The 20,758-nt window shown below is 73.0% G+C and carries 21 protein-coding genes; 10 read left to right on the plus strand and 11 right to left on the minus strand.

The genetic code is table 11. The features are described 5' to 3' along the window. Positions 1 to 12: 12 nt before the first annotated feature. Entirely contained in the window at positions 13 to 1,488 is a 1,476-nt protein-coding gene (locus JOF37_RS13275; protein ID WP_210007246.1) for an MFS transporter, read from the minus strand. A 219-nt stretch (positions 1,489 to 1,707) separates the two neighbouring features. Between JOF37_RS13275 and JOF37_RS13280 the strand changes: the two genes are divergently transcribed. The 3 genes from JOF37_RS13280 to JOF37_RS13290 are packed head-to-tail and all read left to right on the plus strand — an operon-like array spanning position 1,708 to position 4,222. After that, positions 1,708 to 3,321, plus strand: coding sequence for an SDR family oxidoreductase (locus JOF37_RS13280; protein ID WP_210007247.1), 1,614 nt, complete (start codon positions 1,708 to 1,710; stop codon positions 3,319 to 3,321). Further along, positions 3,318 to 3,797, plus strand: a complete 480-nt coding sequence (locus tag JOF37_RS13285) for a MogA/MoaB family molybdenum cofactor biosynthesis protein (RefSeq protein WP_210007248.1) — start codon at positions 3,318 to 3,320, stop codon at positions 3,795 to 3,797. Before JOF37_RS13280 ends, JOF37_RS13285 begins: the two co-directional genes overlap by 4 nt. Next, on the plus strand, positions 3,794 to 4,222 hold the full coding sequence (locus JOF37_RS13290; RefSeq protein WP_210007249.1) for a molybdenum cofactor biosynthesis protein MoaE: 429 nt from the start codon (positions 3,794 to 3,796) through the stop codon (positions 4,220 to 4,222). Before JOF37_RS13285 ends, JOF37_RS13290 begins: the two co-directional genes overlap by 4 nt. 28 nt (positions 4,223 to 4,250) lie before the next feature. Here the strand turns inward: JOF37_RS13290 and JOF37_RS13295 are convergent, their stop codons facing one another. The 4 genes from JOF37_RS13295 to JOF37_RS13310 are packed head-to-tail and all read right to left on the minus strand — an operon-like array spanning position 4,251 to position 7,309. Beyond that, the gene (locus JOF37_RS13295; RefSeq protein WP_210007250.1) at positions 4,251 to 4,484 is read right to left on the minus strand and encodes a MoaD/ThiS family protein; all 234 of its coding nucleotides are present in this window, start codon (positions 4,482 to 4,484) and stop codon (positions 4,251 to 4,253) included. After that, positions 4,484 to 4,963 carry a cyclic pyranopterin monophosphate synthase MoaC gene (moaC, locus tag JOF37_RS13300; protein ID WP_210007251.1) on the minus strand — a complete coding sequence of 160 codons (480 nt, stop codon included), beginning with the start codon at positions 4,961 to 4,963 and terminating at the stop codon, positions 4,484 to 4,486. The genes JOF37_RS13295 and moaC overlap by 1 nt, the downstream gene beginning before the upstream one ends. 4 nt (positions 4,964 to 4,967) lie before the next feature. After that, on the minus strand, positions 4,968 to 6,230 hold the full coding sequence (locus tag JOF37_RS13305; RefSeq protein ID WP_210007252.1) for a molybdopterin molybdotransferase MoeA: 1,263 nt from the start codon (positions 6,228 to 6,230) through the stop codon (positions 4,968 to 4,970). After that, positions 6,227 to 7,309 carry a ThiF family adenylyltransferase gene (locus JOF37_RS13310; RefSeq protein ID WP_210007253.1) on the minus strand — a complete coding sequence of 361 codons (1,083 nt, stop codon included), beginning with the start codon at positions 7,307 to 7,309 and terminating at the stop codon, positions 6,227 to 6,229. The genes JOF37_RS13305 and JOF37_RS13310 overlap by 4 nt, the downstream gene beginning before the upstream one ends. Positions 7,310 to 7,428: 119 nt before the next feature. Here JOF37_RS13310 and JOF37_RS13315 point away from each other — a divergent pair, with 119 nt between their 5' ends. The 5 genes from JOF37_RS13315 to JOF37_RS13335 are packed head-to-tail and all read left to right on the plus strand — an operon-like array spanning position 7,429 to position 11,127. Next, entirely contained in the window at positions 7,429 to 7,821 is a 393-nt protein-coding gene (locus JOF37_RS13315) for a TOBE domain-containing protein (RefSeq protein WP_210007254.1), read from the plus strand. An 8-nt stretch (positions 7,822 to 7,829) separates the two neighbouring features. Beyond that, positions 7,830 to 8,618, plus strand: coding sequence for a molybdate ABC transporter substrate-binding protein (gene modA, locus JOF37_RS13320; RefSeq protein ID WP_210007255.1), 789 nt, complete (start codon positions 7,830 to 7,832; stop codon positions 8,616 to 8,618). 14 nt (positions 8,619 to 8,632) lie between these two features. Next, positions 8,633 to 9,439, plus strand: a complete 807-nt coding sequence (locus JOF37_RS13325; protein ID WP_271175094.1) for an ABC transporter permease — start codon at positions 8,633 to 8,635, stop codon at positions 9,437 to 9,439. Then, the gene (locus tag JOF37_RS13330; protein WP_210007257.1) at positions 9,436 to 10,476 is read left to right on the plus strand and encodes a sulfate/molybdate ABC transporter ATP-binding protein; all 1,041 of its coding nucleotides are present in this window, start codon (positions 9,436 to 9,438) and stop codon (positions 10,474 to 10,476) included. Before JOF37_RS13325 ends, JOF37_RS13330 begins: the two co-directional genes overlap by 4 nt. Before the next feature lie 42 nt (positions 10,477 to 10,518). Further along, positions 10,519 to 11,127: a GNAT family N-acetyltransferase gene (locus tag JOF37_RS13335; protein WP_210007258.1), complete on the plus strand. Its 609-nt coding sequence runs from the start codon at positions 10,519 to 10,521 to the stop codon at positions 11,125 to 11,127. Positions 11,128 to 11,139: 12 nt separating this feature from the next. Here the strand turns inward: JOF37_RS13335 and cydC are convergent, their stop codons facing one another. From cydC to JOF37_RS13355, 4 genes are read right to left on the minus strand one after another with little or no spacing between them, the layout of a single operon-like run. After that, positions 11,140 to 12,801, minus strand: a complete 1,662-nt coding sequence (gene cydC, locus JOF37_RS13340) for a thiol reductant ABC exporter subunit CydC (RefSeq protein ID WP_210007259.1) — start codon at positions 12,799 to 12,801, stop codon at positions 11,140 to 11,142. Then, a complete protein-coding gene (cydD, locus tag JOF37_RS13345; RefSeq protein WP_210007819.1) occupies positions 12,798 to 14,501 on the minus strand; it encodes a thiol reductant ABC exporter subunit CydD in 1,704 nt (567 codons plus the stop codon). Before cydD ends, cydC begins: the two co-directional genes overlap by 4 nt. A gap of 55 nt (positions 14,502 to 14,556) precedes the next feature. Next, positions 14,557 to 15,588: a cytochrome d ubiquinol oxidase subunit II gene (gene cydB / locus JOF37_RS13350; RefSeq protein WP_210007260.1), complete on the minus strand. Its 1,032-nt coding sequence runs from the start codon at positions 15,586 to 15,588 to the stop codon at positions 14,557 to 14,559. Between the two features lie 10 nt (positions 15,589 to 15,598). After that, complete coding sequence (locus JOF37_RS13355) at positions 15,599 to 17,026, minus strand: cytochrome ubiquinol oxidase subunit I (protein ID WP_210007261.1); 1,428 nt, start codon at positions 17,024 to 17,026, stop codon at positions 15,599 to 15,601. 196 nt (positions 17,027 to 17,222) lie between these two features. Here JOF37_RS13355 and moaA point away from each other — a divergent pair, with 196 nt between their 5' ends. After that, complete coding sequence (gene moaA / locus JOF37_RS13360) at positions 17,223 to 18,233, plus strand: GTP 3',8-cyclase MoaA (protein WP_210007262.1); 1,011 nt, start codon at positions 17,223 to 17,225, stop codon at positions 18,231 to 18,233. 1 nt (position 18,234) lies between these two features. Here the strand turns inward: moaA and JOF37_RS13365 are convergent, their stop codons facing one another. Further along, positions 18,235 to 19,359: an MFS transporter gene (locus JOF37_RS13365; protein WP_210007263.1), complete on the minus strand. Its 1,125-nt coding sequence runs from the start codon at positions 19,357 to 19,359 to the stop codon at positions 18,235 to 18,237. Between the two features lie 59 nt (positions 19,360 to 19,418). On the opposite strand from JOF37_RS13365, the gene JOF37_RS13370 reads away from it, so the two are divergent. After that, positions 19,419 to 20,009 carry a TetR/AcrR family transcriptional regulator gene (locus JOF37_RS13370; protein ID WP_210007264.1) on the plus strand — a complete coding sequence of 197 codons (591 nt, stop codon included), beginning with the start codon at positions 19,419 to 19,421 and terminating at the stop codon, positions 20,007 to 20,009. Positions 20,010 to 20,015: 6 nt separating this feature from the next. Here the strand turns inward: JOF37_RS13370 and JOF37_RS13375 are convergent, their stop codons facing one another. Continuing rightward, entirely contained in the window at positions 20,016 to 20,642 is a 627-nt protein-coding gene (locus tag JOF37_RS13375) for a helix-turn-helix transcriptional regulator (protein WP_210007265.1), read from the minus strand. Positions 20,643 to 20,758: the final 116 nt, after the last annotated feature.

Genomic DNA, 20,758 nt, shown 5'->3' on the forward strand with positions numbered 1-20,758 from the left:
GCCGGCGCCCCCTCACGGGCGGATGATGTCGAGCGGCATCGTCGAGGTGTCGATGCGCGGATCGTCGTCCTGACGCGCGACGATGGCCTCGGCCTCGGCCCGCGATTCCACCGTCGGCATCGAACCGAGCAGAGGGCGCTGTGCGGTCTCGCGCATCGAGAAGAGCGCGACGGCCGCGAGCGCCGAGAAGAACATGATGTAGAAGGCCGGCATGTAGGTGTTGCCCGTCCACTCGATCAGCGCCTGGCTGAACAGGGGCGTGGTGCCGCCGAAGAGCGACACGGCGAGGTTGTAGGCGATCCCCATCGCGCCGAAGCGGGTGGCGGTGGGGAACAGCGCCGGCAGCGCGCTCGCCGAGATCGCCACGAACAGCGCGACGGGCACGGCGATGATGCCGAGCGCGATGAACACCGCCCACAGCTCGCCGATCTGCATGATGGCGAAGGCGGGAACCGTCAGCACGAGCGAGGCGACGATCGCGCACGCGTAGACGCGCCGCCGGCCGAAGCGGTCGCTGAGGCGCCCGACGAAGGGCAGGGTGGCCGACATCACCACCAGCACGGGTACGGTTGCGACGGCGGCCGACAGGTTCGACAGGCCGACCTCGGTCTCGAGGTAGGTGGGCATGTAGCTCGTCAGCGCGTACCCCGCGGTGTTGGTGGCCGCGACGATCGCGACGGCGATCAGGATGGTGCGCCAGTGGTGGCGGATGATGCCGCCGATGCCGTGCCGCGCGAACGGATCGTCCGCACCGTCGAGAGCGGCCGACGAGCTCTCCTGCTCGAAGGCGGGCGTCTCGGGGATGCGCAGGCGGAACCAGATCGCGACGATGCCCAGCGGGATGGCCACGAGGAACGGGATGCGCCAGCCGCCGTCGACCATGGCGTCGGGTCCCCACAGGCCCTCGGCGATCACCGTGGTCAGCGCCACGACCGTCGCACCGGCGGCGAAGCCGACGTACGAGCCGACGTCGAGCCACGATGCCCAGAAGCCGCGCGAGCGGTCGGGGGAGAACTCGGTGACGTAGGTCGAGGCCCCCGCGTACTCCCCGCCGGTCGAGAAGCCCTGCACCATCTTGAGCAGGTAGAGGGGGACGACGGCCCAGATGCCGATCTGCGCCGAGGTGGGCAGCAGGCCGATGAGCGCCGTCGCGGTGGCCATCATCGCCATCGTCAGGAACAGCACCCGCTGGCGCCCGATCCGGTCGCCCAGGGGTCCGAGCACGATCCCCCCGAGCGGCCGCACGAGGAACGACACGGCGAACCCGAGCAGGGTCACCAGCAGACCCCACGGGTCGGGGATGTCTTCGGCGAAGACGACGGTGAGCGTGACCGCCAGGTAGCCGTAGATGCCGAAGTCGAACCACTCCATGAAGTTGCCCACGACGGTGCCCGAGATCGCGGTGCGGACCTTCGTGCGCTCGACGACGATGACGTCGTCGACCTCGAGGCGTCGACGGGCGGGGCGCTTCGTGCGCGTGCGTGACATGTTCGGTTCTCCTCCGGCAGCGTCGCCGGCTCGGGTCGCCGAACGACTGTCCTTCGCTCACGGGACTGTAGTCGGGTCCGCCGCCCTGCGGCCAAGCCGGTTGCGCACGTTGCGATCCCGTGCCGCCGCCGCTATCGCGCGCGTGGGTCGCTGCCGAGGCCCGCGGGCCGTCGTGTCAAGTCGTGTCGGCGGGGCGATGCCGCGCCGTAGCGTCGGACCATGAGCGAGCTGACCGCACCCACCGGACGCGAACCCGAACTGCAGGCCCAGCCCCGGGACGACGGTTCGGCGCCGCGGGCCCTCGTCCTCGGTGCGACGGGATACATCGGCGGGCGCCTCGTGCCCCGTCTCGTCGCCGCCGGGTACCGTGTGCGCGTCCTCGCGCGGGTACCGGAGCGCGTGGCCAGCTTCCCCTGGGGCGCGGACGTCGAGGTCGTGTCCGGATCGGCGGATGACCCGGATGCCGTCGCCGCGGCGGTCGACGATGTCGACGTGCTCTACTACCTCATCCACGCGATGGGCGCCGGCGCCGGCTTCGAGGCCGCCGACGAACGGGCCGCTCGAACCGTCGCCCGGGCCGCGGCCGCGGCATCCGTCCGTCGCATCGTCTACCTCGGCGGCCTGCACCCCGCCGACGGCGAGCTGTCGCCGCACCTGCGCTCGCGCGTGCAGGTCGGTGAGATCCTGCTCGCATCCGGCGTGCCGACACTCGTGCTGCAGGCGGGCGTCGTGATCGGCTCGGGGTCGGCGTCGTTCGAGATGGTGCGCCACCTCACCGACGTGCTGCCCTACATGCCCGCGCCGCGGTGGGTGCGCAACCGCATCCAGCCGATCGCCGTGCGCGACGTGCTGCACTACCTGCTGGGCGCGGCCCGCGTGGATCCTGAGCTCAACCGCGCCGTCGACATCGGCGGACCCGACGTGCTGCGGTACGGCCAGATGATGAACGGGTACGCGCTCGAGGCGGGCCTGCGCCAGCGCGCCATCGCCGCGCTGCCGGTGCTCACTCCGGGCCTCGCGTCGCACTGGGTCAACCTCGTCACGCCGGTGCCGCGCTCGATCGCGCGTCCGCTGATCGCCTCGCTGCAGAACGAGTGCGTCATGGACGACCACGACATCGACGCCATCATCCCGCCCCCCGAGGGCGGACTGACCCCGTACCGCCGGGCCGTCCAGCTGGCCTTGGGGCGCGTCGACGCCGACGAGGTCGAGACGAGTTGGCAGGACGCCGACGTCCTCGGCGCTCCGAGCGACCCCCTGCCGAGCGACCCGGAATGGGCGGGCCGGACGGTGTTCACCGACGAGCGCAGTTCCGATACGACCGCCTCGCCGGAACGGCTGTGGGCCGTCATCGCGGGCATCGGCGGCACGAACGGCTGGTACTCCGCCCGGGCGCTCTGGGAAATCCGCGGCTGGATGGACCGCCTCGTCGGCGGTATCGGGCTCGCGCGCGGCCGCCGCAGCCGGGGCACGGTGCGCGTCGGCGACGCGATCGACTTCTGGCGCGTCGAGGCGGTCGAGGAAGGCCGGCTGCTGCGGCTGCGCGCCGAGATGCGGGTGCCCGGTGAAGCGTGGCTCGAGCTGAAGGCGGTGCCGCGTGAGGGCGGAGCGCGCTACGAGCAGCGCGCCGTCTTCTTCCCGCGCGGGCTCGCGGGGCGGCTGTACTGGCTCGGAGTGCTGCCCTTCCACGGCCTGATTTTCACCGCCATGGCCACCCGCATCACCGAGATGGCCGAGGGTCGCGCGCCGACGGCGACGGCGGATGCCGAGGGTGCCCGGTCGGCGCGCGATGTGGCCACCGCGGCGGCGCCGGACTCTATGGTGGGCTCATGAGCCATCGCGCCGTCGTCGTCACCGTCTCGGATCGTTCCGCGCGAGGTGAGCGCGACGACACGGCCGGCCCGGTCGCCGTCGAGGCGCTGCGGGCGGCGGGCTTCGACTGCGACGACCCCACGATCGTCACCGACGGTGCCGCTGTCGTCGCGCGCACGCTGCGCGACGCCATCGACGCGGGCGCGCGCCTGATCGTCACCACCGGAGGCACCGGGGTGTCACCGCGGGACGAGACCCCCGAGGGCACCGCGGAGGTCGTCGAGCGCACGCTGCCGGGCATCCCCGAGGAGTTGCGTCGCCGCGGCGTCGCCGAGACGCCGACCGCCGTCCTGTCCCGCGGCATCGCGGGCGTCGCCGGATCGGCGCTGATCGTCAACCTGCCCGGGTCGCCGCGCGCGGTGGCATCCGGGATCGGGTTGATCGTCGAGGTCGCCGGCCACGTCATCGCGCAGCTCGAGGGACGAGACCACCGATGACCGGGGTGCGCATCGCCCGCATCACCGCGGAGCCGCTCGACGTCGCCGCGCACCTCGCCGCCGTCGAGTCGCCCGCGATCGGCGCCGTGACCAGCTTCGTCGGAACGGTCCGCGACCACGATCCGGATGCCACGGGCGCCGTCGCCCAGCTCAACTACGAAGCCCACCCCGACGCCGAGCCCACCCTGCGACGCATCGCCGAGGCCGTGCTGGGCGACCGCGCCGGCGACGTCGCCGTCAGCCACCGCATCGGCCGACTGGACGTGGGTGACGCCGCGGTCGTCATCGCCGTGGGCACAGCGCACCGCGCCGACGCCTTCGACGTGTGCCGCGAGCTCATCGAGGCGATCAAGCGCGAGCTGCCGATCTGGAAGCAGCAGATCGAGAGCGACGGCACCGCGTCATGGAAGGGCATCGGCGGCTGATTCCACCGCGCAGCTCCGACCGCGCGGGTCACCCGCCCGCGAAGGGCGGCAGCACGTCCACGACGACGTCGGCGCCGAGGGCCGCGTCATCGTCGACCCGCGACCCGTCGACGAGGACGGCGCACCGCGCCAGGATCGCCCCGAGCGCGGGTCGCTCCTGCACCAGCGCGGCGCGCAGAGCGCCGAGGGTCGGCTCGTCGCGCACCTCGTCGGCGGTGCCCGCGCGCTCGGCGGCGGCGGCGAAGTAGCGGACGCGCGCCATCAGCGGTCCTCGCCGGGGCGACGCCAGTCGCCGCTGCGTCCGCCGGACTTCGCGACGATCCGCACCGCGTCGATGGCCGTCCCCTTGTCGAGGCCCTTCACCATGTCGACCACGGCGAGGCCGGCGACCGACACCGCCGTCAGCGCTTCCATCTCGACACCGGTGCGGTCGGCGGTGCGCACGGTCGCCTCGATCTCGACACCGGCGTCGGTGATCTCGAGGTCGACGACGACGCCGTGCACGCCGATCACGTGCGCGAGCGGCAGCAGTTCGGGGGTCCGCTTGGCCGCCTGGATGCCGGCGATGCGGGCGACTGCCAGAACGTCGCCCTTCGGCACGGCGCCGTCGCGCAGCGTCGCGACGACAGCGGGGCTGCATCGGACGAGGCCGCGGGCGGTCGCGGCGCGCACCGTCGGCTGTTTCGCCGTGACGTCGACCATTCGGGCGTGTCCGGCGTCGTCGAGATGCGTGAAGGTCATGAGGTCATCCTCCCAGCAGGAGCACGTCGACGAGGTCGCCCGGTGAGACCTCCGAGACTTCGGCGGGAACGATCGCGTACGCCTCGGCCCGCGCGAGCCCGCCGGCCAGGTGCGAACCCGAACCGCCGCCGGTGGCAGGCCCGACGGTCCAGCGGGCGGGATCGGTGCGGTCGATCGCCGCGGGCAGGTACTGCCGGCGACCCGGTGGCGTGCGCCATGCCGCGCCCGCGGGAAGACGCAGTCCGGGTCGCTGCAGCGCCGTCCGCCCCTGCAGCGCGAGCAGGGCGGGCCGGACGAACACCTCGAACGACACGGCGGCGCTGACGGGATTGCCCGGCAGCCCGAACACCATCGTTCCCGACGGGAGGACGCCGAACGCCTGCGGCTTGCCCGGCTGCATCGCCACGCGCGAGAAGCGCAGCGCATCACCCAGCTCGGTCTTCACCACCTCGTAGGCGCCGGCGCTGACACCGCCGGAGGTGATGAGCACGTCGGCCCGGTCGTCGCCCACGGCGATCCGCTCGAGCACGCGGCGCAGCCCCGGGCCGTCGTCGTCGACGCGCTCGCGCACCACGACCGAGCCGCCCGCTGCTCGCACCAGTGCCTGGAGCAGCAGCCCGTTCGACTCGGGGATCTGACCGTGCGCTCGCGGCATCCCGGGCTCGACCAGTTCGCTGCCCGTCGACACGATCGCCACTCGCGGCCGCTGCGAGACGGTGACGCGGGGGACGTCCGCGGCCGCCGCGGCGGCGAGCTGCAGGGGGCCGAGCAGGACGCCGGGCTCGAGCACGCGATCACCGGGCCGCAGATCATCGTGGGCGCGGCGGATGAAGACGCCGCGTCGCGCGGGAGCGCGCAGGACGCGGACGACCCGCAGGGAGTCCTCGAGTCCGCCGGCGGTGTCTTCGAACGGCACGATGGCGTCCGCGTCGGTCGGCACGGGAGCGCCGGTCATGATGCGGGCGGCCTGCCCGCGACCCAGCGGCGGGTCATCGGACCCGCCGGCCGGCAGGTCGGCGACGACGGTCAGCTCGATCGGCTGCGCCTCGGATGCGGCGCTCACATCGTCGAAGCGCACCGCGAAGCCGTCCATGGCCGAGTTGTCGAACGCGGGGATGCCGCCGTGCGCGCGCACCGGGTCGCGCAGCGTCAGCCCGTCGGCATCAGCCAGATCGACGGTGCGAGTCGGCAGCGGATGCACGGCCGCGAGGATGTCGGCGAGGTGCTCCTCGACCGAGCGCAGGCCACCGCCGGGCGACACGCTCATCGCGACCACGCTGCCAGACCGCCGGCGAGCACGACGGCGTCGACGCCGCGCGCCCGCAGCGCGTCGGCGGCCCGGTGCGCCCGCATCCCGCGGGCGCAGACCACGACCGCGCGGTCGCCTCCGAAGCGTTCGGGGCGCTCGAGCAGGTCGCCGAGCGGGATGAGGACGGCACCGGTGAGCGTGCCCGCGGCCGTCTCGGACGGCTCGCGCACGTCGAGGACGACCGCCCCGGCCGCCTGGGCGGCGAGGAGCCCGTCGAGGTCGGTCTCGGGCGCCGGCGCGGCGGCAGGGATCGGCGACGCGTCCGTGGCGCGCGCGGGTCGCAGCGGCACCTCGCGCTGCGTCGCCCACAGGGCATCGACGAGGACCACCCGTCCGAGCAGGGGAGCTCCGACGCCGGTGATCAGCTTGATCGCCTCGGTCGCGAGCATGCCGCCGACGGTCAGGCACAGCGATCCCAGCACACCGACCTCGGCGCACGTGGGCGGTTCGCCGGCGCTGCCCGGCGGGTAGAGGTCGGCCAGGCGCACGGCATCCGTGCCCGCCGGCGGACGCGACCAGAACACCGTGACCTGGGCGTGGAACTCCTGGATCACGCCCCACACCAGCGGCACACCGAGCTCGTCGCAGGCGGCGGCCACCGCCGTGCGGGTGGCGAACGTGTCGGTGCCGTCGACCACGAGGTCGCATCCGGCCAGCAGGTCGGCCGCGGAGCTCGCGTCCAGGCGCTCGCGCCGCACGTCCACGCGGATGTCGGGCGAGAGCGCGACGGCCGCTCGCGCCGCGGAGGTCGCCTTGGGCGTACCGACATCCTCGGTGCGGTGGATCACCTGACGCTGGAGATTCGAGAACTCCACCACGTCGTCGTCGATCACGGTGATGCGGCCGACGCCCGCGGCGGCCAGACCGAGGATGACGGGTGAGCCCAGTCCGCCCGCGCCGACGACCGCGACGTGCGCGGCGGCGAGCCGGCGCTGCCCCTCGTCGCCGAGCCCGGCGAGGACGCTGTGTCGCGCGGTTCGCTCGCGCTCGCGCTCCGAGAGCGGGCCGGTGGGGGACACGAGGGGCGGGAGAGCCATGGCATCAGGCTAGACGCGGCCGGCGCCGACCGGCTCGGGATCACGGAATTCCGCGTTGAGTGCCGCGGATGCGGTGATATCGGCCCAGCGGGGACGCAGGTGCGGGTATGTTCAGCTGCGTGACGGACTATCGCATCTCCGAGGCAGCGCGCTTGCTGGGCGTCAGCGACGACACCGTGCGCCGCTGGACCGAGAACGGGACGCTGCCGAGCACGGACGAGAGCCCTCGGCGCATCCCGGGCGATGCGCTCGCCGCTCACGCGGTCGCCCTGGCCGACGCGGCATCCGATCCGCTCGACCAGCTCTCGAGCGCGCGGAACCGGTTCGTCGGGCTGGTCACCCGCGTGCAGATCGACGGGCTCATGGCGCAGGTCGACGTGCAGTCGGGGCCCCACCGGGTCGTGTCGCTCATGACGGCGGAGGCCGCCCGCGAGCTCGCTCTCGAACCGGGCTCGCTCGCCGTGGCCGTGGTCAAAGCGACGACGGTCGTCATCGAGACGCCGAAGGGATGAGGGCGACGATGCGTCGACGCGTCCGGATCGTCGCGGGACTGACCGGGCTCGCGCTGGCTCTCGCCGGCTGCGGTATCTCGAGCGGCGACGACGGTGCCGTCGTACCCGGGGAAAGCGCGGACGCCGTCGCCGGCCAGGTCACGGTGTTCGCCGCGGCGTCGCTGAGCGCCGCGTTCGACGAGATCGCCGCGGATGTGGAGGCGGCGTACCCGGGCGTCGAGGTCGAGCCCATCCGCTATGACGGGTCGTCGACGCTCGCGACGCAACTCGTCGAGGGCGCGCGCGCCGATGTCTTCGCGTCGGCGGACGAGGCGAACATGCAGAGAGTCATCGACGCGGGCCTCGCCGCTTCGCCGCGCGTATTCGCGACGAACCGCCTCACGCTCGTCGTGCCCGTCGGCAACCCGGGTGATGTGACGGGCCTGGCCGACCTCGCCGACCCCGACCTCGCCGTGGTGCTGTGCGCCGCCGAGGTTCCGTGCGGAGCGGCATCCGGGCAGCTGACGCAGGCCGCCGGCGTGACGCCGCGCGTCGACAGCTACGAGCAGAACGTCACGGCGGTGCTGACGAAGATCGCCACCGGCGAGGCCGACGCGGGTCTGGTGTACGTGACGGATGCCGCCGCCTCGGACGACGTCGAGACGGTGCCGACCGCCGGTGCCGACGGCGTCGTCAACCGGTACCCCATCGTGGCGCTGGACGACGCGCGATCGCCGGCGGCCGCCGCCTTCGTCGGCCATGTCCTCTCGCCCGCCGGCCGCGCGGTGCTCGAGCGGTGGGGATTCGGCGCCCCGTGAGCACCGGGGGCAACGTGAGTACGGCGAGCGGCTCGGCGTTCGTGCCGCGCATCCTGCTCCTGCCGGCGGTGCTCGCCGTGGCGCTGCTCGTCGTGCCGCTTATCGCGCTCGTCGGCCGGCTCGACCCGGCGACGCTGTGGGCCGACGTCACCTCGCCCGCGGCGATGTCTGCGCTCGCGCTCTCGCTGCAGACTGCGACGGTCGCGACCGTGGCGTGCGCCGTGCTCGGGATTCCGCTCGCGCTGGTCATCGCCCGAGCGGGAGCGCGGACGGCCGCGGTGCTGCGCGCCGTGGTGACGGTTCCCCTCGTGCTGCCTCCGATGGTCGGTGGCGTCGCGCTGCTGTTCCTCTTCGGCCGCAACGGGTGGCTCGGGGTCGCGCTCGAGACGGTCGGCATCCGCATCCCGTTCACGACCGCCGCGGTGATCCTCGCCCAGACGTTCGTCGCCCTGCCCTTCCTCGTGCTCGCGCTCGAGGGGGCGCTGCGCGCCACGGGGGTGCGGTACGAGCAGGCGGCCGCGGCGCTCGGCGCGGGTCGCTGGCGCATCCTGTGGCGCATCACGCTGCCGCTGGCCACGCCGGGACTCGTCGCCGGCGTCGTGCTGTGCTTCGCGCGGGCGCTCGGCGAGTTCGGCGCGACCGCGCTGTTCGCGGGCAACGCGCCGGGGGTCACGCAGACCATGCCCCTCGCGATCTACACGGCGTTCAACGGCGCCGGCGTGTCGCAGGGAACCGCCGTCGCGCTCTCGATGCTGCTGCTCGTGACCGCGGTCGCGGTGCTGCTGCTCGTCCGCGGCTGGCGTCCCGGGAGCACCCGGTGACGGCGGCGCTCACTGCCGACATCGGCGTGCGACGCCGCGGCCTGACGGTGTCGGCGGCCCTCACCGCGGCACCCGGCGAGATCGTGGCCGTGATGGGACCGAGCGGCGCGGGCAAGACGACCATCCTCGAGGCGATCGCGGGGCTGACCCCCCTCGACGCCGGCTCGGTGCGCATCGGCGACGAGGTGGTCTCCGCCCCCGGCCACCAGGTCGCACCCCGACGACGCGGCACCGTGCTGCTGCGCCAGGACCCGTGCCTGTTCCCCCACCTCAGCGCGCGCGACAACGTCGCGTTCGGCCTGCGCTCACGCGGAGAGTCGGCACGGCGGGCGCGCACTGCGGCCGAGGACTGGCTCGCGCGCGTCGGGCTCGCCGGTGCCGGCGACCGGGCCCCGCGGGAGCTGTCGGGCGGGCAGCAGCAGCGCGTCGCCCTCGCGCGAGCCCTCGCGGCGGAGCCTCGCGTCGTGCTGCTCGACGAACCCCTCACGGCCCTCGACCCCGCGACCGCCGCGACGCTGCGGACGGTGCTGGCGGATCAGCTGCGGGCGGCCGGGACGACGACGGTGCTCGTCACCCACGATGCGCTCGATGCCGCCGCGGCGGCCGATCGTCTCGTGCTGCTGGAGAACGGGGAAGTGTCGCAGCGCGGCGATGTGCGCGCGGTGCTGCGGGCGCCCGCCACGGCGTTCGGCGCGGCCATCGCGGGGCTCAATCGTGTCGTGGGGCGCGTCGAGGGAGGCGTCTGGCGGTCGGGTGCCCTGCGCATCGCCCAACGAGCGGACGCCGGCGGCGCCTCTATCGCGCTGTTCCGCCCGAGCGCCGTCGCCGTCGCACCCGGGGAGGGTGGGATCGGCCTCGCCGACGCGATCACCTGGGAGGCGACGGTCCAGCGACTCGAGCCCACGGTCGGCGGTATGCGGGTGTTCGTCGCCGACCCGGCGCTCGCCGTCGACGTCGGAGTGGAGCACGCGGCGGAGCTGCGGTCCGGCAGCCGCGTCGTGCTCAGCCTCGCGGCATCCGCCATCGCGTGGGCCTGATTCGTCTCACGCAGCGGTGCGCTGCGGTGGCACGATGAGGGGATGCTCCATCTCCGCCGCGTGCGGCCCGGCGACGTCGCCGCGCTCGCCGACATCTGCCTGCGCACCGCCGACCACGGCGCCGATGCGACGGGACTGCTCGACGACGACGAGATCTGGGGCGCGGTGTTCGCCGTGCCGTACGCGCAGCGGCATCCCGAGTTCGCGTTCGTCGTCGCGGACGACGACGAGCAGCCGCACGGGTACGTCGTCGCGGCCCCGGACACCGACGATTTCGAAGCGTGGTTCCGGGATGCCTGGTGGCCGCGATTCGCCGATCGGTGGCCGCAGCCGGCGGCCGACGACACCTCGCGTCAGGCGGGGATCCTCCGGTACGCCTACGCTCGGCGCCCCGGCGCCGCGCCGCACGCCGCCCGCTACCCGGCTCACCTGCACATCGACCTGCTGCCGTCGGCGCAGGGGCACGGCTGGGGAAGGCGCCTGATGCAGCGTGTGTTCGACGAACTGCGGGCCGCGGGGGTCCCCGGGCTGCACTTGGGCGCCTCGGCCCGGAACACCGGCGCGCTCGCCTTCTACGACCGCCTCGGGCTGGAGCGCCTGCCCTCGGGACCGGGCGGCCAGGACTTCGGGATCGACCTCACCGTCCGCTGAGGCGCGACCGGCTCAGCCCGTGACGATCCGGCCGTCGACGATCCGCACCGTACGGTCGACGAGCTCGGCGGGCACTCGCACGTGCGAGATCAGCACCACCGCCCGTTCGTCGTCGACCGCAGCGAGCATGTCGCGCAGGAGCGCATCGGATGCCGCGGGGTCGACCCCCGCCGTCGGCTCGTCGAGCACGAGCACGGGGAAGCCGTGCAGCAGAGCCCGCGCCAGCGCGATGCGCTGAGCCTGACCGCCCGAGACGAGCGAGCCCTGTTCGCCCACGCGCGCGTCGAGCCCGCCCCGCTCGCGCAGCCACGGGCCCAGGCCGACGCGGTCGAGCACGGCCTCGAGCTCGGCGTCGCTGGCGGTGTCGCGCGCGAAGAGCAGGTTCTGACGGATGTCTTCGTCGAACAGCATCGGCTGCTGCTCGCACAGGCCGACGGTGAGGCGGACGTCGTCGGGGGCGAGGTCGCGGACGTCGGTGCGGCCGATGCGGTAGCTGCCGTCGACATCGAGGAACCGCACGAGCGCGTGAGCGAGCGTCGACTTGCCGGCACCGCTCGACCCGACCACGAGCACCCGTTCGCCGGGGCGCACGTCGAAATCGAGGTCCGAGAGCGCCGGACTCGCCGCGCCGGGCCACGACACCGAGACCCCGCGCAGGTGCAGACCGTCGCCCAGCGCCGGAGCGGTGCCGGTCGGTACGACGGCGCTCGACACGAGTCCGGCAGGGATGTCGCTGGGCACGGTATCGGCGATGCGTTCGGCGGACGCGCGCACCTGGCGCCATGACGCCGCCGCGAGCGGCACCGTCGTGAACACCTCGAACACCGCCATCGGAACCAGGACCGCGACCGCGAGCCAGGGTCCGCCGAGGGTGGCGACATCGGGCGCGGTCACTGCGACGGCGAGGATCGAGGCGGCTCCCGCGGCCAGCGACACGATCGCCGTGCTGCCGGCCTGGGCGCCGGCGCGGCGGACGACGGCGCGTCGCAGATCGCGGTCGGCAGCCTCGATCCGCTCACGGCTGGTCGCCTCGGCGCCGAAGGCGAGCAGCACGTCGAGGCTGCCCAGGTGGTCGGCGACGGCATCGGCCAGCCGCGCCCGCAACGGCGCGATGGTGCGCTCGGCGCGTGCTCCGGCGAGCCAGCCCCACCCGGTGGCCGCGGCAGCGGCGACGGCGAGGCAGCCGAGCAGCGTCAGCGCCGCCGGCCACGACACCGTCGCGACGAACACCACCGAGGCCAGTGCGACGGTCGCCGAGGCCACGAGCGGCTCGACGACGCGCAGCGGGAGGTTCTGCAGGTCGTCGACGTCGTCGACGAGCGCCGACAGCGCCGAGCCGCGTCGCACGCGCCCCAGGCCGTCGGGGGCGAGCGGGATCAGGCGGCGCACGAGGTCGGTGCGGGTCGTCGCGAGCTGTCGCAGCGCCGCATCGTGGGACGTCAGGCGCTCGAGGTAGCGGAACACGGCGCGCGCGATCGCGAAGGCGCGTACCCCGACGACGGCGGCCATGACGTACATGACGGCCGGCTGCTCGCTCGCGCGGACGATGAGCCAGGCGCTGCAGGCGAGCAGAGCCACCGCGGCGGCTTCGGTCGCGAAACCGGTCGCCAGCGCGGGCCAGAACCTCCGGGCCGGGGGCAGGGCGCCGCGCAGCACTTCACGCGTGGTCGTCACGCCGCCACCTCCTGCGCCGCGCGGACGGTCACCATCGTGTCGGCGATCACGCGCGCCGACGCGCGGTGCGAGATGAGCAGCACCGTCGCGCCGTCGTCGGCCAACCGGCGCAGGCTCTGCCAGAGCGCGGCCTCGGTCTCGGCGTCGAGCGCGGCGCTGGGTTCGTCGAGGGCGATGACGGATGCGGCGCCGGTGAGGTGCCGGTAGAGGGCGCGCGCGACGGCGATGCGCTGAGCCTGCCCGCCCGACAGGCCGGAGCCCCGGACGCCGAGTTCCCGGCCGGGGTCGATGTCGCCGGCGCCCGCGAGCTCCTGCGCCCGGCGGAGCAGGCGGCGCCCGCGTTCGGACGCGACCGCGTCGGCGGGTGAGCCGAGTGCGACGTTCTCGGCGACGGTGCCGGCGATGAGCCCCGGCTCCTGACCGGCCCACGCCAGCCACGTCGCGGCCGGGCGCGGGGCGGCGCCGTCGACCGAGAGCTCGCCCTCGAAGTCCGCGACGCCGCGCAGGGCGGCGAAGACGCTCGACTTGCCGGCGCCGCTCGGGCCGGCCAGCAGTGTGACGGTGCCCGGCACCGCGGTGAACGTCACAGGCTCCAGCAGCAGATCGCCGCGCCGCACCCGCAGGTCGGTCGCGCGGACGATGCCACCACCCGCGCTGCCGGCAGCGGGGGAAGGTCCGGCTGCGGCGGCGCCCGGCGCGTCCGCGGGCAGAGCGCGGGCGGCATCCAGGACGTCGAAGACGTCGTCGGTCGCGGCGACGCCCTCGGCGGCGGCGTGGAACTGCACGCCGACCTGACGCAGCGGCAGATAGGCCTCGGGTGCGAGGAGCAGGACGAACAGGCCGACGGCCAGGGCGAGCGAGCCGTCGATGAGGCGGAAGCCGATCGAGACGGCCACGATGGCGACGGAGATCGAGGCGAGGAACTCCAGCGCGAACCCCGACAGGAACGACACCCGCAGCACCCGCATCGTCTCGACCCGGTAGGTCTCGGTGACGCGCTCGATCGAGGTCGCGGCGCGGTGCTGCCGGCCGAAGACGGTCAGCGTCGACAGGCCGCGGACGGTGTCGGCGAAGCGCGCCGCGAGCTGGCGCAGCGTTCGCCACTGCGCGCGCTGGACCGCTCGGGTGGCCAGCCCGATGAGCACCATGAACAGCGGGATGAGCGGCATCGTCAGCAGCACGGTGAGACCCGAGATCCAGTCGCTCCACCAGATGACGGCGATGAGCACCGGAGTGGCGATCGCGGTAAGGACGAGCTGCGGCAGGTACCGGCCGAAGTAGGCGTCGAGCGCGTCGAGGCCGCGCCCGGCGGTCACCGCCAACTGCGCGGAGTTGCGGGACGCGAGCCACCCGGGACCCAGCCGCCCCACGGCGGCGGTCAGCGCCGCGCGCAGCTCGCTTCGCACCCGCGCGGCCGCCCGCGCCGACAGCGCCTCGCGCAGCCACAGCAGTCCGGCCCGCGCGGCCACGACCCCGCCGAGGGCGGCGAGCACGCCGGCCAGCTCGGCCGCCGGCATCCCGCCGACGGCGCCCACGATCGCGCGGGTGAGCAGCCACGCGAACGCGACCACGACGACCGTTTGCCCCAGCCCGATCACGCCGATCACGACGAAGAACGCGCGCGAGGTCCGCGCGTACCGCAGCAGGCGCGGATCGACGGGCCGGCCGCTCGCGCGCGCGGGTTCGTCGCGCTGGTCCATGCTCACCCTTCGATCCTGCCTTACCCCGATGACCGGACGCCCCGGCCCCGCGGCGTCAGTGGGCGACGAGTTCGGCCTCTTCGATGCGCGCCCGCGTGACGCGCTTGCGGAACACCCAGTACGTCCAGCCCTGGTAGAGCAGGACGAGGGGCAGGAAGATGACCGCCGCCCAGGTCATAATCGTGAGCGTGTAGTCGGTCGACGACGCGTTCTCGATCGTGAGGTTCCAGGCGGGGTCGGTCGAGGACGGCATGACGTTGGGGAACAGCGAGAACCACAGGGTGAGCACCGCGAACATCACGGTGCCGGCGCCGGCGGTGAAGGCCCAGCCCTCGCGGCCGCTGACGTTCGCCGCGATCGCGGCGATGAGCATGAGGGCCGCCACCACGGCGGCGACCACGACCAGGGGAAGCAGGGGAGCCTCGGCGCCCATCGCCGAGACGACCGTCCAGGCGAGGAAGAACGCGGCGGCGACGAGCGTCATCAGTCCCGACTTCGTGGCCAGTCGGCGGGCCTGCTCGCGCACATCGCCGTCGGTCTTGAGGGCGACGAAGTACACGCCGTGGGTGAAGAAGAGCAGCAGCGTGACGACGCCGCCGAGTAGGCCATAGGGGTTCAGCAGCGTCAGCAGGGTGCCGGTGAACTCCTTGTCGGCGTCGATCGGCACGCCCTGCACGATGTTCGCGACCGCGACGCCCCACAGGAACGCCGGCAGCGCCGAGCCCCACACGATCATCAGGTCGAACCGCTTGCGCCACGTGGGATCGTCGCGCTGGTGGCGGTACTCGAACGACACCCCGCGCAGGATGAGCGCGATCAGGATCAGCAGCAGCGGCAGGTAGAAGCCGCTGAAGAGCGTGGCGTACCACTCCGGGAAGGCGGCGAAGAGGCACGCGCCGGCGACGATGACCCAGGTCTCGTTGAGGTCCCAGACGGGGCCGATCGTGTTGATGATCTGCCGGCGCGAGACGTTGTCCTTGCCGAGGAAGGGCAAGGACATGCCGACGCCGAAGTCGAAGCCGTCGAGGACGAAGTAGCCCACGAAGAGGACGCCGACGATGAAGAACCAGACGTATGCGAGATCCATGGCGTGCTCCTCAGTAGACGGTGGTCTGGGTGTGCGAGGTCGAGACCGCCTCGGCCTCGGGGGAGCCCGGCTCGGGCAGCGGGTCGGGACCCTTCTGCGCGGCCTTGCGGATCAGGCCGAACTCCACCACCGCGAGGGCGGCGTAGATCAGCGTGAACGCGATGAGCGAGATCAGCACCGTCCACCCGGGGACGTTGGGCGAGACGCCGTCCTCGGTGAGCATGAGGCTGAAGACGATCCAGGGCTGGCGGCCCATCTCGGTGAAGACCCAGCCGACGAGGCTGCCCAGCAGGGGCAGGGGAGCCGACCAGATGGCGACCTTCCACATCCACGGCGCGACGGGGCGCGTCGCCTTCTTGCGGGTGACCCAGAGACCGGCCACCGAGATGAGCGTCGCGATGCCGCCCAGGCCGATCATCCAGCGGAACGACCAGTAGGTGACCCAGACGATGGGGCGGTAGTCCACGCCCGCGCCGAAGGTCTCGGTGTACTGGGCCTGCAGGTCGTTCAGGCCCTCGACGCAGCCGTCGAAGCTGTGGGTCGACAGGAACGACAGCAGATAGGGCACGCGCAGTGACCAGATCTCTTCCGTGCCGTCGGGGGTTCCGATGGAGAAGATCGAGAACGACGCGTCGGCGCCGCACGCGGTGTTGAACATCGCCTCGGCCGCCGCCATCTTCATGGGCTGCGTCGCGACCATGACGAGGCTCAGCTGGTCGCCCGAGATCGCGACGCCGATGAACGAGACGATCATGCCCCACATGCCGAACCGCAGGGCCGGGCGCATCGTCTCGAGGTGCTGGGCCCGCGAGATGTGCCACGCGGCCACGGCGATCACGACGGCAGCGGCGAACATCCATGCCGCGAAGATGGTGTGGGGGAAGGCGGCGAGCACGATCGGATTCGTCAGGACCGCACCGAAGTCGATCAGCTCGGCCCGTCCGCCGTCGGCGGCGATCTGGTAGCCGACGGGATTCTGCATGAAGGCGTTCGCCGCGAGGATGAAGTACGCCGACAGGGTGGACCCGAGCACCACCATCCAGATCGAGAACAGATGCAGCGCCTTGGGCAGCTTGTCCCAGCCGAAGATCCACAGGCCGATGAAGGTGGCCTCGAAGAAGAAGGCGAGCAGGCCCTCGAAGGCGAGCGGTGCTCCGAAGACGTCACCGACGAAGCGCGAGTACGCCGACCAGTTCATCCCGAACTGGAACTCCTGCACGATGCCGGTGACCACGCCCATCGCGAAGTTGATGAGGAAGATCTTGCCGAACAGGCGGGTCAGGTGCAGCCACTTCACGTTGCCGGTGCGGTGCCACACGGTCTGGAAGATCGCGACGACGAGCGCCATGCCGAGCGTCAGCGGAACGAACAGGTAGTGGTACAGCGTCGTGAGTCCGAACTGCCAGCGGGCCAGCAGGAGCGGATCGAGGAAGTCCATCGGGCGGTGCCTTTCGGGAGGCGAGGGTTTCGACAGGCTGAAGGTATCGAGCGGGTTTTCTCCCGGTGAAGGGGACCGCCGGGAATAATGCTAAGCGTGGTCAGACCACAATGCAAGAAGTTGTCAGACCACGCCCGCGCGGTCGGGTCGCGCCCAAGCGGCCCTCGGGGTGTCGCCCGACGTCTACGCTCGGACCATGCCGGAGCCGCTCGTCGACCGATTCGCCCGGGTCCATCGCGACCTGCGGGTCTCGCTGACCGATCGCTGCTCGCTGCGCTGCACGTACTGCATGCCCGAGCAGGGGAACGAGTGGCTCGCCCGGCAGAGCATCCTCACGGTCGACGAGATCGTCGAGGTGGCGACCGTCGCCGCGGCCGCCGGCGTCACGACCTTCCGTCTCACCGGCGGTGAGCCCCTCCTGCGCACCGACATCGTCGACATCGTCCGCCGCCTGTCGGCGCTGCGCGCCCCCTCGGGGCCCGCGCAGATCGCGATGACGACCAACGGCATCCGGCTGCCCGACGTGCTGCCCGACCTCGTCGCCGCGGGCCTGAAGCGGCTGAACATCTCGCTCGACACGATCGACCGCGACCGCTTCGCCCGCCTCACCCGACGCGACCGGCTGAGCGATGTGCTCGACGGGGTTCGAGCCGCTCGCGACTCCGGCCTGCGCCCGCTGAAGATCAATGCGGTCGCGATGCGGGGGGTCAACGACGACGAGCTCGCCGACCTGGTGGCGTTCGCCGTCGCGAACGACGCCGAGATGCGCTTCATCGAGCAGATGCCGTTGGATGCCGGGCACACGTGGGACCGGTCGACGATGGTCACGCGCGAGGAGATCCTCGAGGCGCTGTCGCAGCGGTGGGAGCTCGCGCCGGTGCCGGGTCGCGGCGGCGCGCCCGCCGAGCAGTGGCGACTCGACGGCGGCCCCCACGTCGTGGGCGTCATCGCGTCGGTGACGGCGCCGTTCTGCGGCGCCTGCGACCGGATGCGGCTGACCGCCGACGGTCAGCTGCGCAACTGCCTCTTCTCGAACGACGAGTACGACCTGCTGCCGGTGCTGCGCTCGGGCGAGCCGGGGCCGGACCGGAGCGACGAGATCGACCGCGTGCTGCGCAACTGCGTCGCCGGTAAGCGGGCCGGCCACGCCATCGACGACCCGGGTTTCCTCCAGCCCGCTCGCGGCATGAACGCGATCGGCGGCTGACTCACGGGACGGAGCGGGCTGGTGCGCGGTGCGCTCGCGGAGCGAGGAGGCCTGCGAGCACGCCGAGCGCTCCGGCGGCGACGAAGGTGGTCAGGGGACCGACGACCGGTAGCGTCGCCCCGACGGCCGTCGCCCCGACGGCCTGCCCGATCATGAAGACGACGAACAGGGCGGCCGTCCCGGCGGCGGCGCGATCGGCGTCGATTCGGGTCGTCCATCCGATGAGCGCTCCGGATGCCGCGATGTAGCCCCAGCCGAACAGTGCGCATGCGGCGGCGGCGGCGACGGGCTCGCCGGGGAAGGCACCCAGCGCGGCCGTTCCTCCCGCCGCGATCGCGGTCGAGATCAGCCACATCCGGCCCGGCGGGGTTCGTCTCGTGAGCGGGGCAGTCGCGATGACTGCGGCACCGCCGCATCCCACCCAGACCCAGGCGAGCACCGAGGCGGAGGGTGAGGCGCCGGCATCCACCATGACCACGCGCCCGTAGTTCCACACCGCCGCCGCGCCGATCCCGAACAGCGCGGCGGCCGCGACGGGCCGGCGATGCCCTCGCCACCACGGCATCGGCGGCAGCCGGCGGGCGGGGGTGGTCGAGGCGTCGGCAGGGCGGGCGAGGGCGAGGACCGCGAGCCCGGCACCGAGGGTCGCGACCGCCGCGATCAGCCAAGCCACGCGCCAGTCGGGCGTCAGGGCGAGGGCGATGAGGCCCGCTGCGACGAGTCCCGGTCCGGTTCCCGCGTTGACTATCGCCTGCGCGGAGTCGGAGTCATGGCCGTTGAAGGCGGCGTGCACGATGCGCACCATCGCCGGCGAGGCCAGGCCGGCACCGGCCGAGCTCACCGTCGCCGACGCGGCGAGGACGACGACGTCGGGGGCCAGCGCGATGCCGACGGCGCCCCCGCCCGCTGTGAGGAGCGCGAGGACGACGAGCAGCCGCGGCCGGGTGGCGCCGAGGGCGAAACCCAGCAGAGCCGCGCCGCCGTAGACGAGCGATGCCGCCGCCGAGATCATGCCCGCCGTCGCGGTGTCGAAATCGACGTCCGCGCTCATGTCGGGCAGGTGCAGCCCGAACGCCAGGCGCACGAGGCCGTACGTCGCGGCGATGAGGGCGGTTCCGGCCGCCACGAGAGCGAGGCGACGAAACAAAAACGATCGTTTCACTTTACCGAGCATAGAGTGCTGGCATGGGATTGCGGCCGACGACCGAGGTGCGCATCCTCGACGCGGCCGAAGATCTGTTCTTCACCCGGGGGATCGCGGCCACCCCGATCGACGTCGTCACCGCGCGCGCCGGGGTGTCCGCGGCCACGCTGTATCGCGGCTATCCGAGCAAAGAGGCGCTGCTGGCCGCCGCGTTGGAGCGTCGGCAACGCTCGTGGCGACGGGCCTGGGATGCCGCCGTCGACCGCCACAGCGACGCGGAGGGGCGCCTGCTGGCGATCTTCGACGCGCTCGAGGTGTTCCGCGATCAACCACGCGGCTCGCGCTGGTGCGCCTTCCTCGGAGCGGCGGCGGAATACCCCGACGCGCCGCCCGAGATCGCGTCGGCCGTGCGCGATGACACCGAGGGGATGCGCGCGCGCCTGACCGAGCTGGCCGTTCCGCTCGTGGGCGATGCCGCGGCCGAGCTGGCCGAGCGACTGCTCATCGTCGTCAGCGGCGACCTCGCGATGCGCTTGCGCGAGCCGGGCTATGGCTCAGCCCGCGCCCGCGCCACGGCCGCCGCCCTTGTGAGCGCCATGCGATCCGATCAGGACGCCGGCCGCGACCGGTGACGCGGCTCAGTCGTGCGTGGTCGCGGCGTGCAGCAGCTGGATGATGCACACCGACGGGTCGCACGACGAGCGCATGCCGTCGACGGCGAGCGGGCCACCGGCCTCGGTGAGCACGCCCTGCAGCAGGCTCAAGTGCACGCTGCACAGCACTTCGCGGTGCGACGCCTGCGCCTCGGCGTGTGCGCACGGGGTGAGGTCGACGGTGAGGGCGCTCTCGTCGATGATCGGGTCGAACCCCTCGTCCTCGAGCTCCTCGACGAGGGCGTCGATCTGGTGCAGCGCCTCGGTCTCGAGCGCGTCCGGGACGTCGATGGTGAGCACGCGGCGCATCAGGTCGCCACGCTGGGCGGCGTCGCGGACCTTGCGCCGCTGGATCGCGCTGCGGGTCGCGTCGCCGTCCGCGGCACTGTAGAGCACCCGCGGACGTCCGCGGGTCGTCCGGTGCTCCTTCTCGGCGACGATGAAGCCGTCGGAGATGAGCCGGGCGAGGTGCTCGCGGATGGTGTTGGGGTGCAGTCCCGTCGCCTCCTGCAGTTCGAGGATCGTCCGGCGCGGCTGCTCCTGGATCAGGTGCAGGATCTCCACGCGGGAGTAGCTCGAGATGGCGCTGTATCCGACCGTCGCGGTGCTCATGAGACCCATTAAACACGGAAAACCCCCTGTGGTCATACCACAGCGGTACTTTTGTGGGATGTTGCCGGTAACGGACGCCGGCAGCGGCACGACGTTCGCAGAAACCGACGAACCTC

The sequence above is a fragment of the Microbacterium imperiale genome, assembly GCF_017876655.1.
GTDB classification, from domain to species: domain Bacteria; phylum Actinomycetota; class Actinomycetes; order Actinomycetales; family Microbacteriaceae; genus Microbacterium; species Microbacterium imperiale.

Coding starts and splice junctions, on each gene's coding strand:
- JOF37_RS13275 (WP_210007246.1), bottom strand. CDS start 1,488: ATGTCACGCACGCGCACGAAGCGCCCCGCCCGTCGACGCCTCGAGGTC.
- JOF37_RS13280 (WP_210007247.1), top strand. CDS start 1,708: ATGAGCGAGCTGACCGCACCCACCGGACGCGAACCCGAACTGCAGGCC.
- JOF37_RS13285 (WP_210007248.1), top strand. CDS start 3,318: ATGAGCCATCGCGCCGTCGTCGTCACCGTCTCGGATCGTTCCGCGCGA.
- JOF37_RS13290 (WP_210007249.1), top strand. CDS start 3,794: ATGACCGGGGTGCGCATCGCCCGCATCACCGCGGAGCCGCTCGACGTC.
- JOF37_RS13295 (WP_210007250.1), bottom strand. CDS start 4,484: ATGGCGCGCGTCCGCTACTTCGCCGCCGCCGCCGAGCGCGCGGGCACC.
- moaC (WP_210007251.1), bottom strand. CDS start 4,963: ATGACCTTCACGCATCTCGACGACGCCGGACACGCCCGAATGGTCGAC.
- JOF37_RS13305 (WP_210007252.1), bottom strand. CDS start 6,230: ATGAGCGTGTCGCCCGGCGGTGGCCTGCGCTCGGTCGAGGAGCACCTC.
- JOF37_RS13310 (WP_210007253.1), bottom strand. CDS start 7,309: ATGGCTCTCCCGCCCCTCGTGTCCCCCACCGGCCCGCTCTCGGAGCGC.
- modA (WP_210007255.1), top strand. CDS start 7,830: ATGCGTCGACGCGTCCGGATCGTCGCGGGACTGACCGGGCTCGCGCTG.
- JOF37_RS13335 (WP_210007258.1), top strand. CDS start 10,519: ATGCTCCATCTCCGCCGCGTGCGGCCCGGCGACGTCGCCGCGCTCGCC.
- cydD (WP_210007819.1), bottom strand. CDS start 14,501: ATGGACCAGCGCGACGAACCCGCGCGCGCGAGCGGCCGGCCCGTCGAT.
- cydB (WP_210007260.1), bottom strand. CDS start 15,588: ATGGATCTCGCATACGTCTGGTTCTTCATCGTCGGCGTCCTCTTCGTG.
- JOF37_RS13355 (WP_210007261.1), bottom strand. CDS start 17,026: ATGGACTTCCTCGATCCGCTCCTGCTGGCCCGCTGGCAGTTCGGACTC.
- moaA (WP_210007262.1), top strand. CDS start 17,223: ATGCCGGAGCCGCTCGTCGACCGATTCGCCCGGGTCCATCGCGACCTG.
- JOF37_RS13370 (WP_210007264.1), top strand. CDS start 19,419: ATGGGATTGCGGCCGACGACCGAGGTGCGCATCCTCGACGCGGCCGAA.
- JOF37_RS13375 (WP_210007265.1), bottom strand. CDS start 20,642: ATGAGCACCGCGACGGTCGGATACAGCGCCATCTCGAGCTACTCCCGC.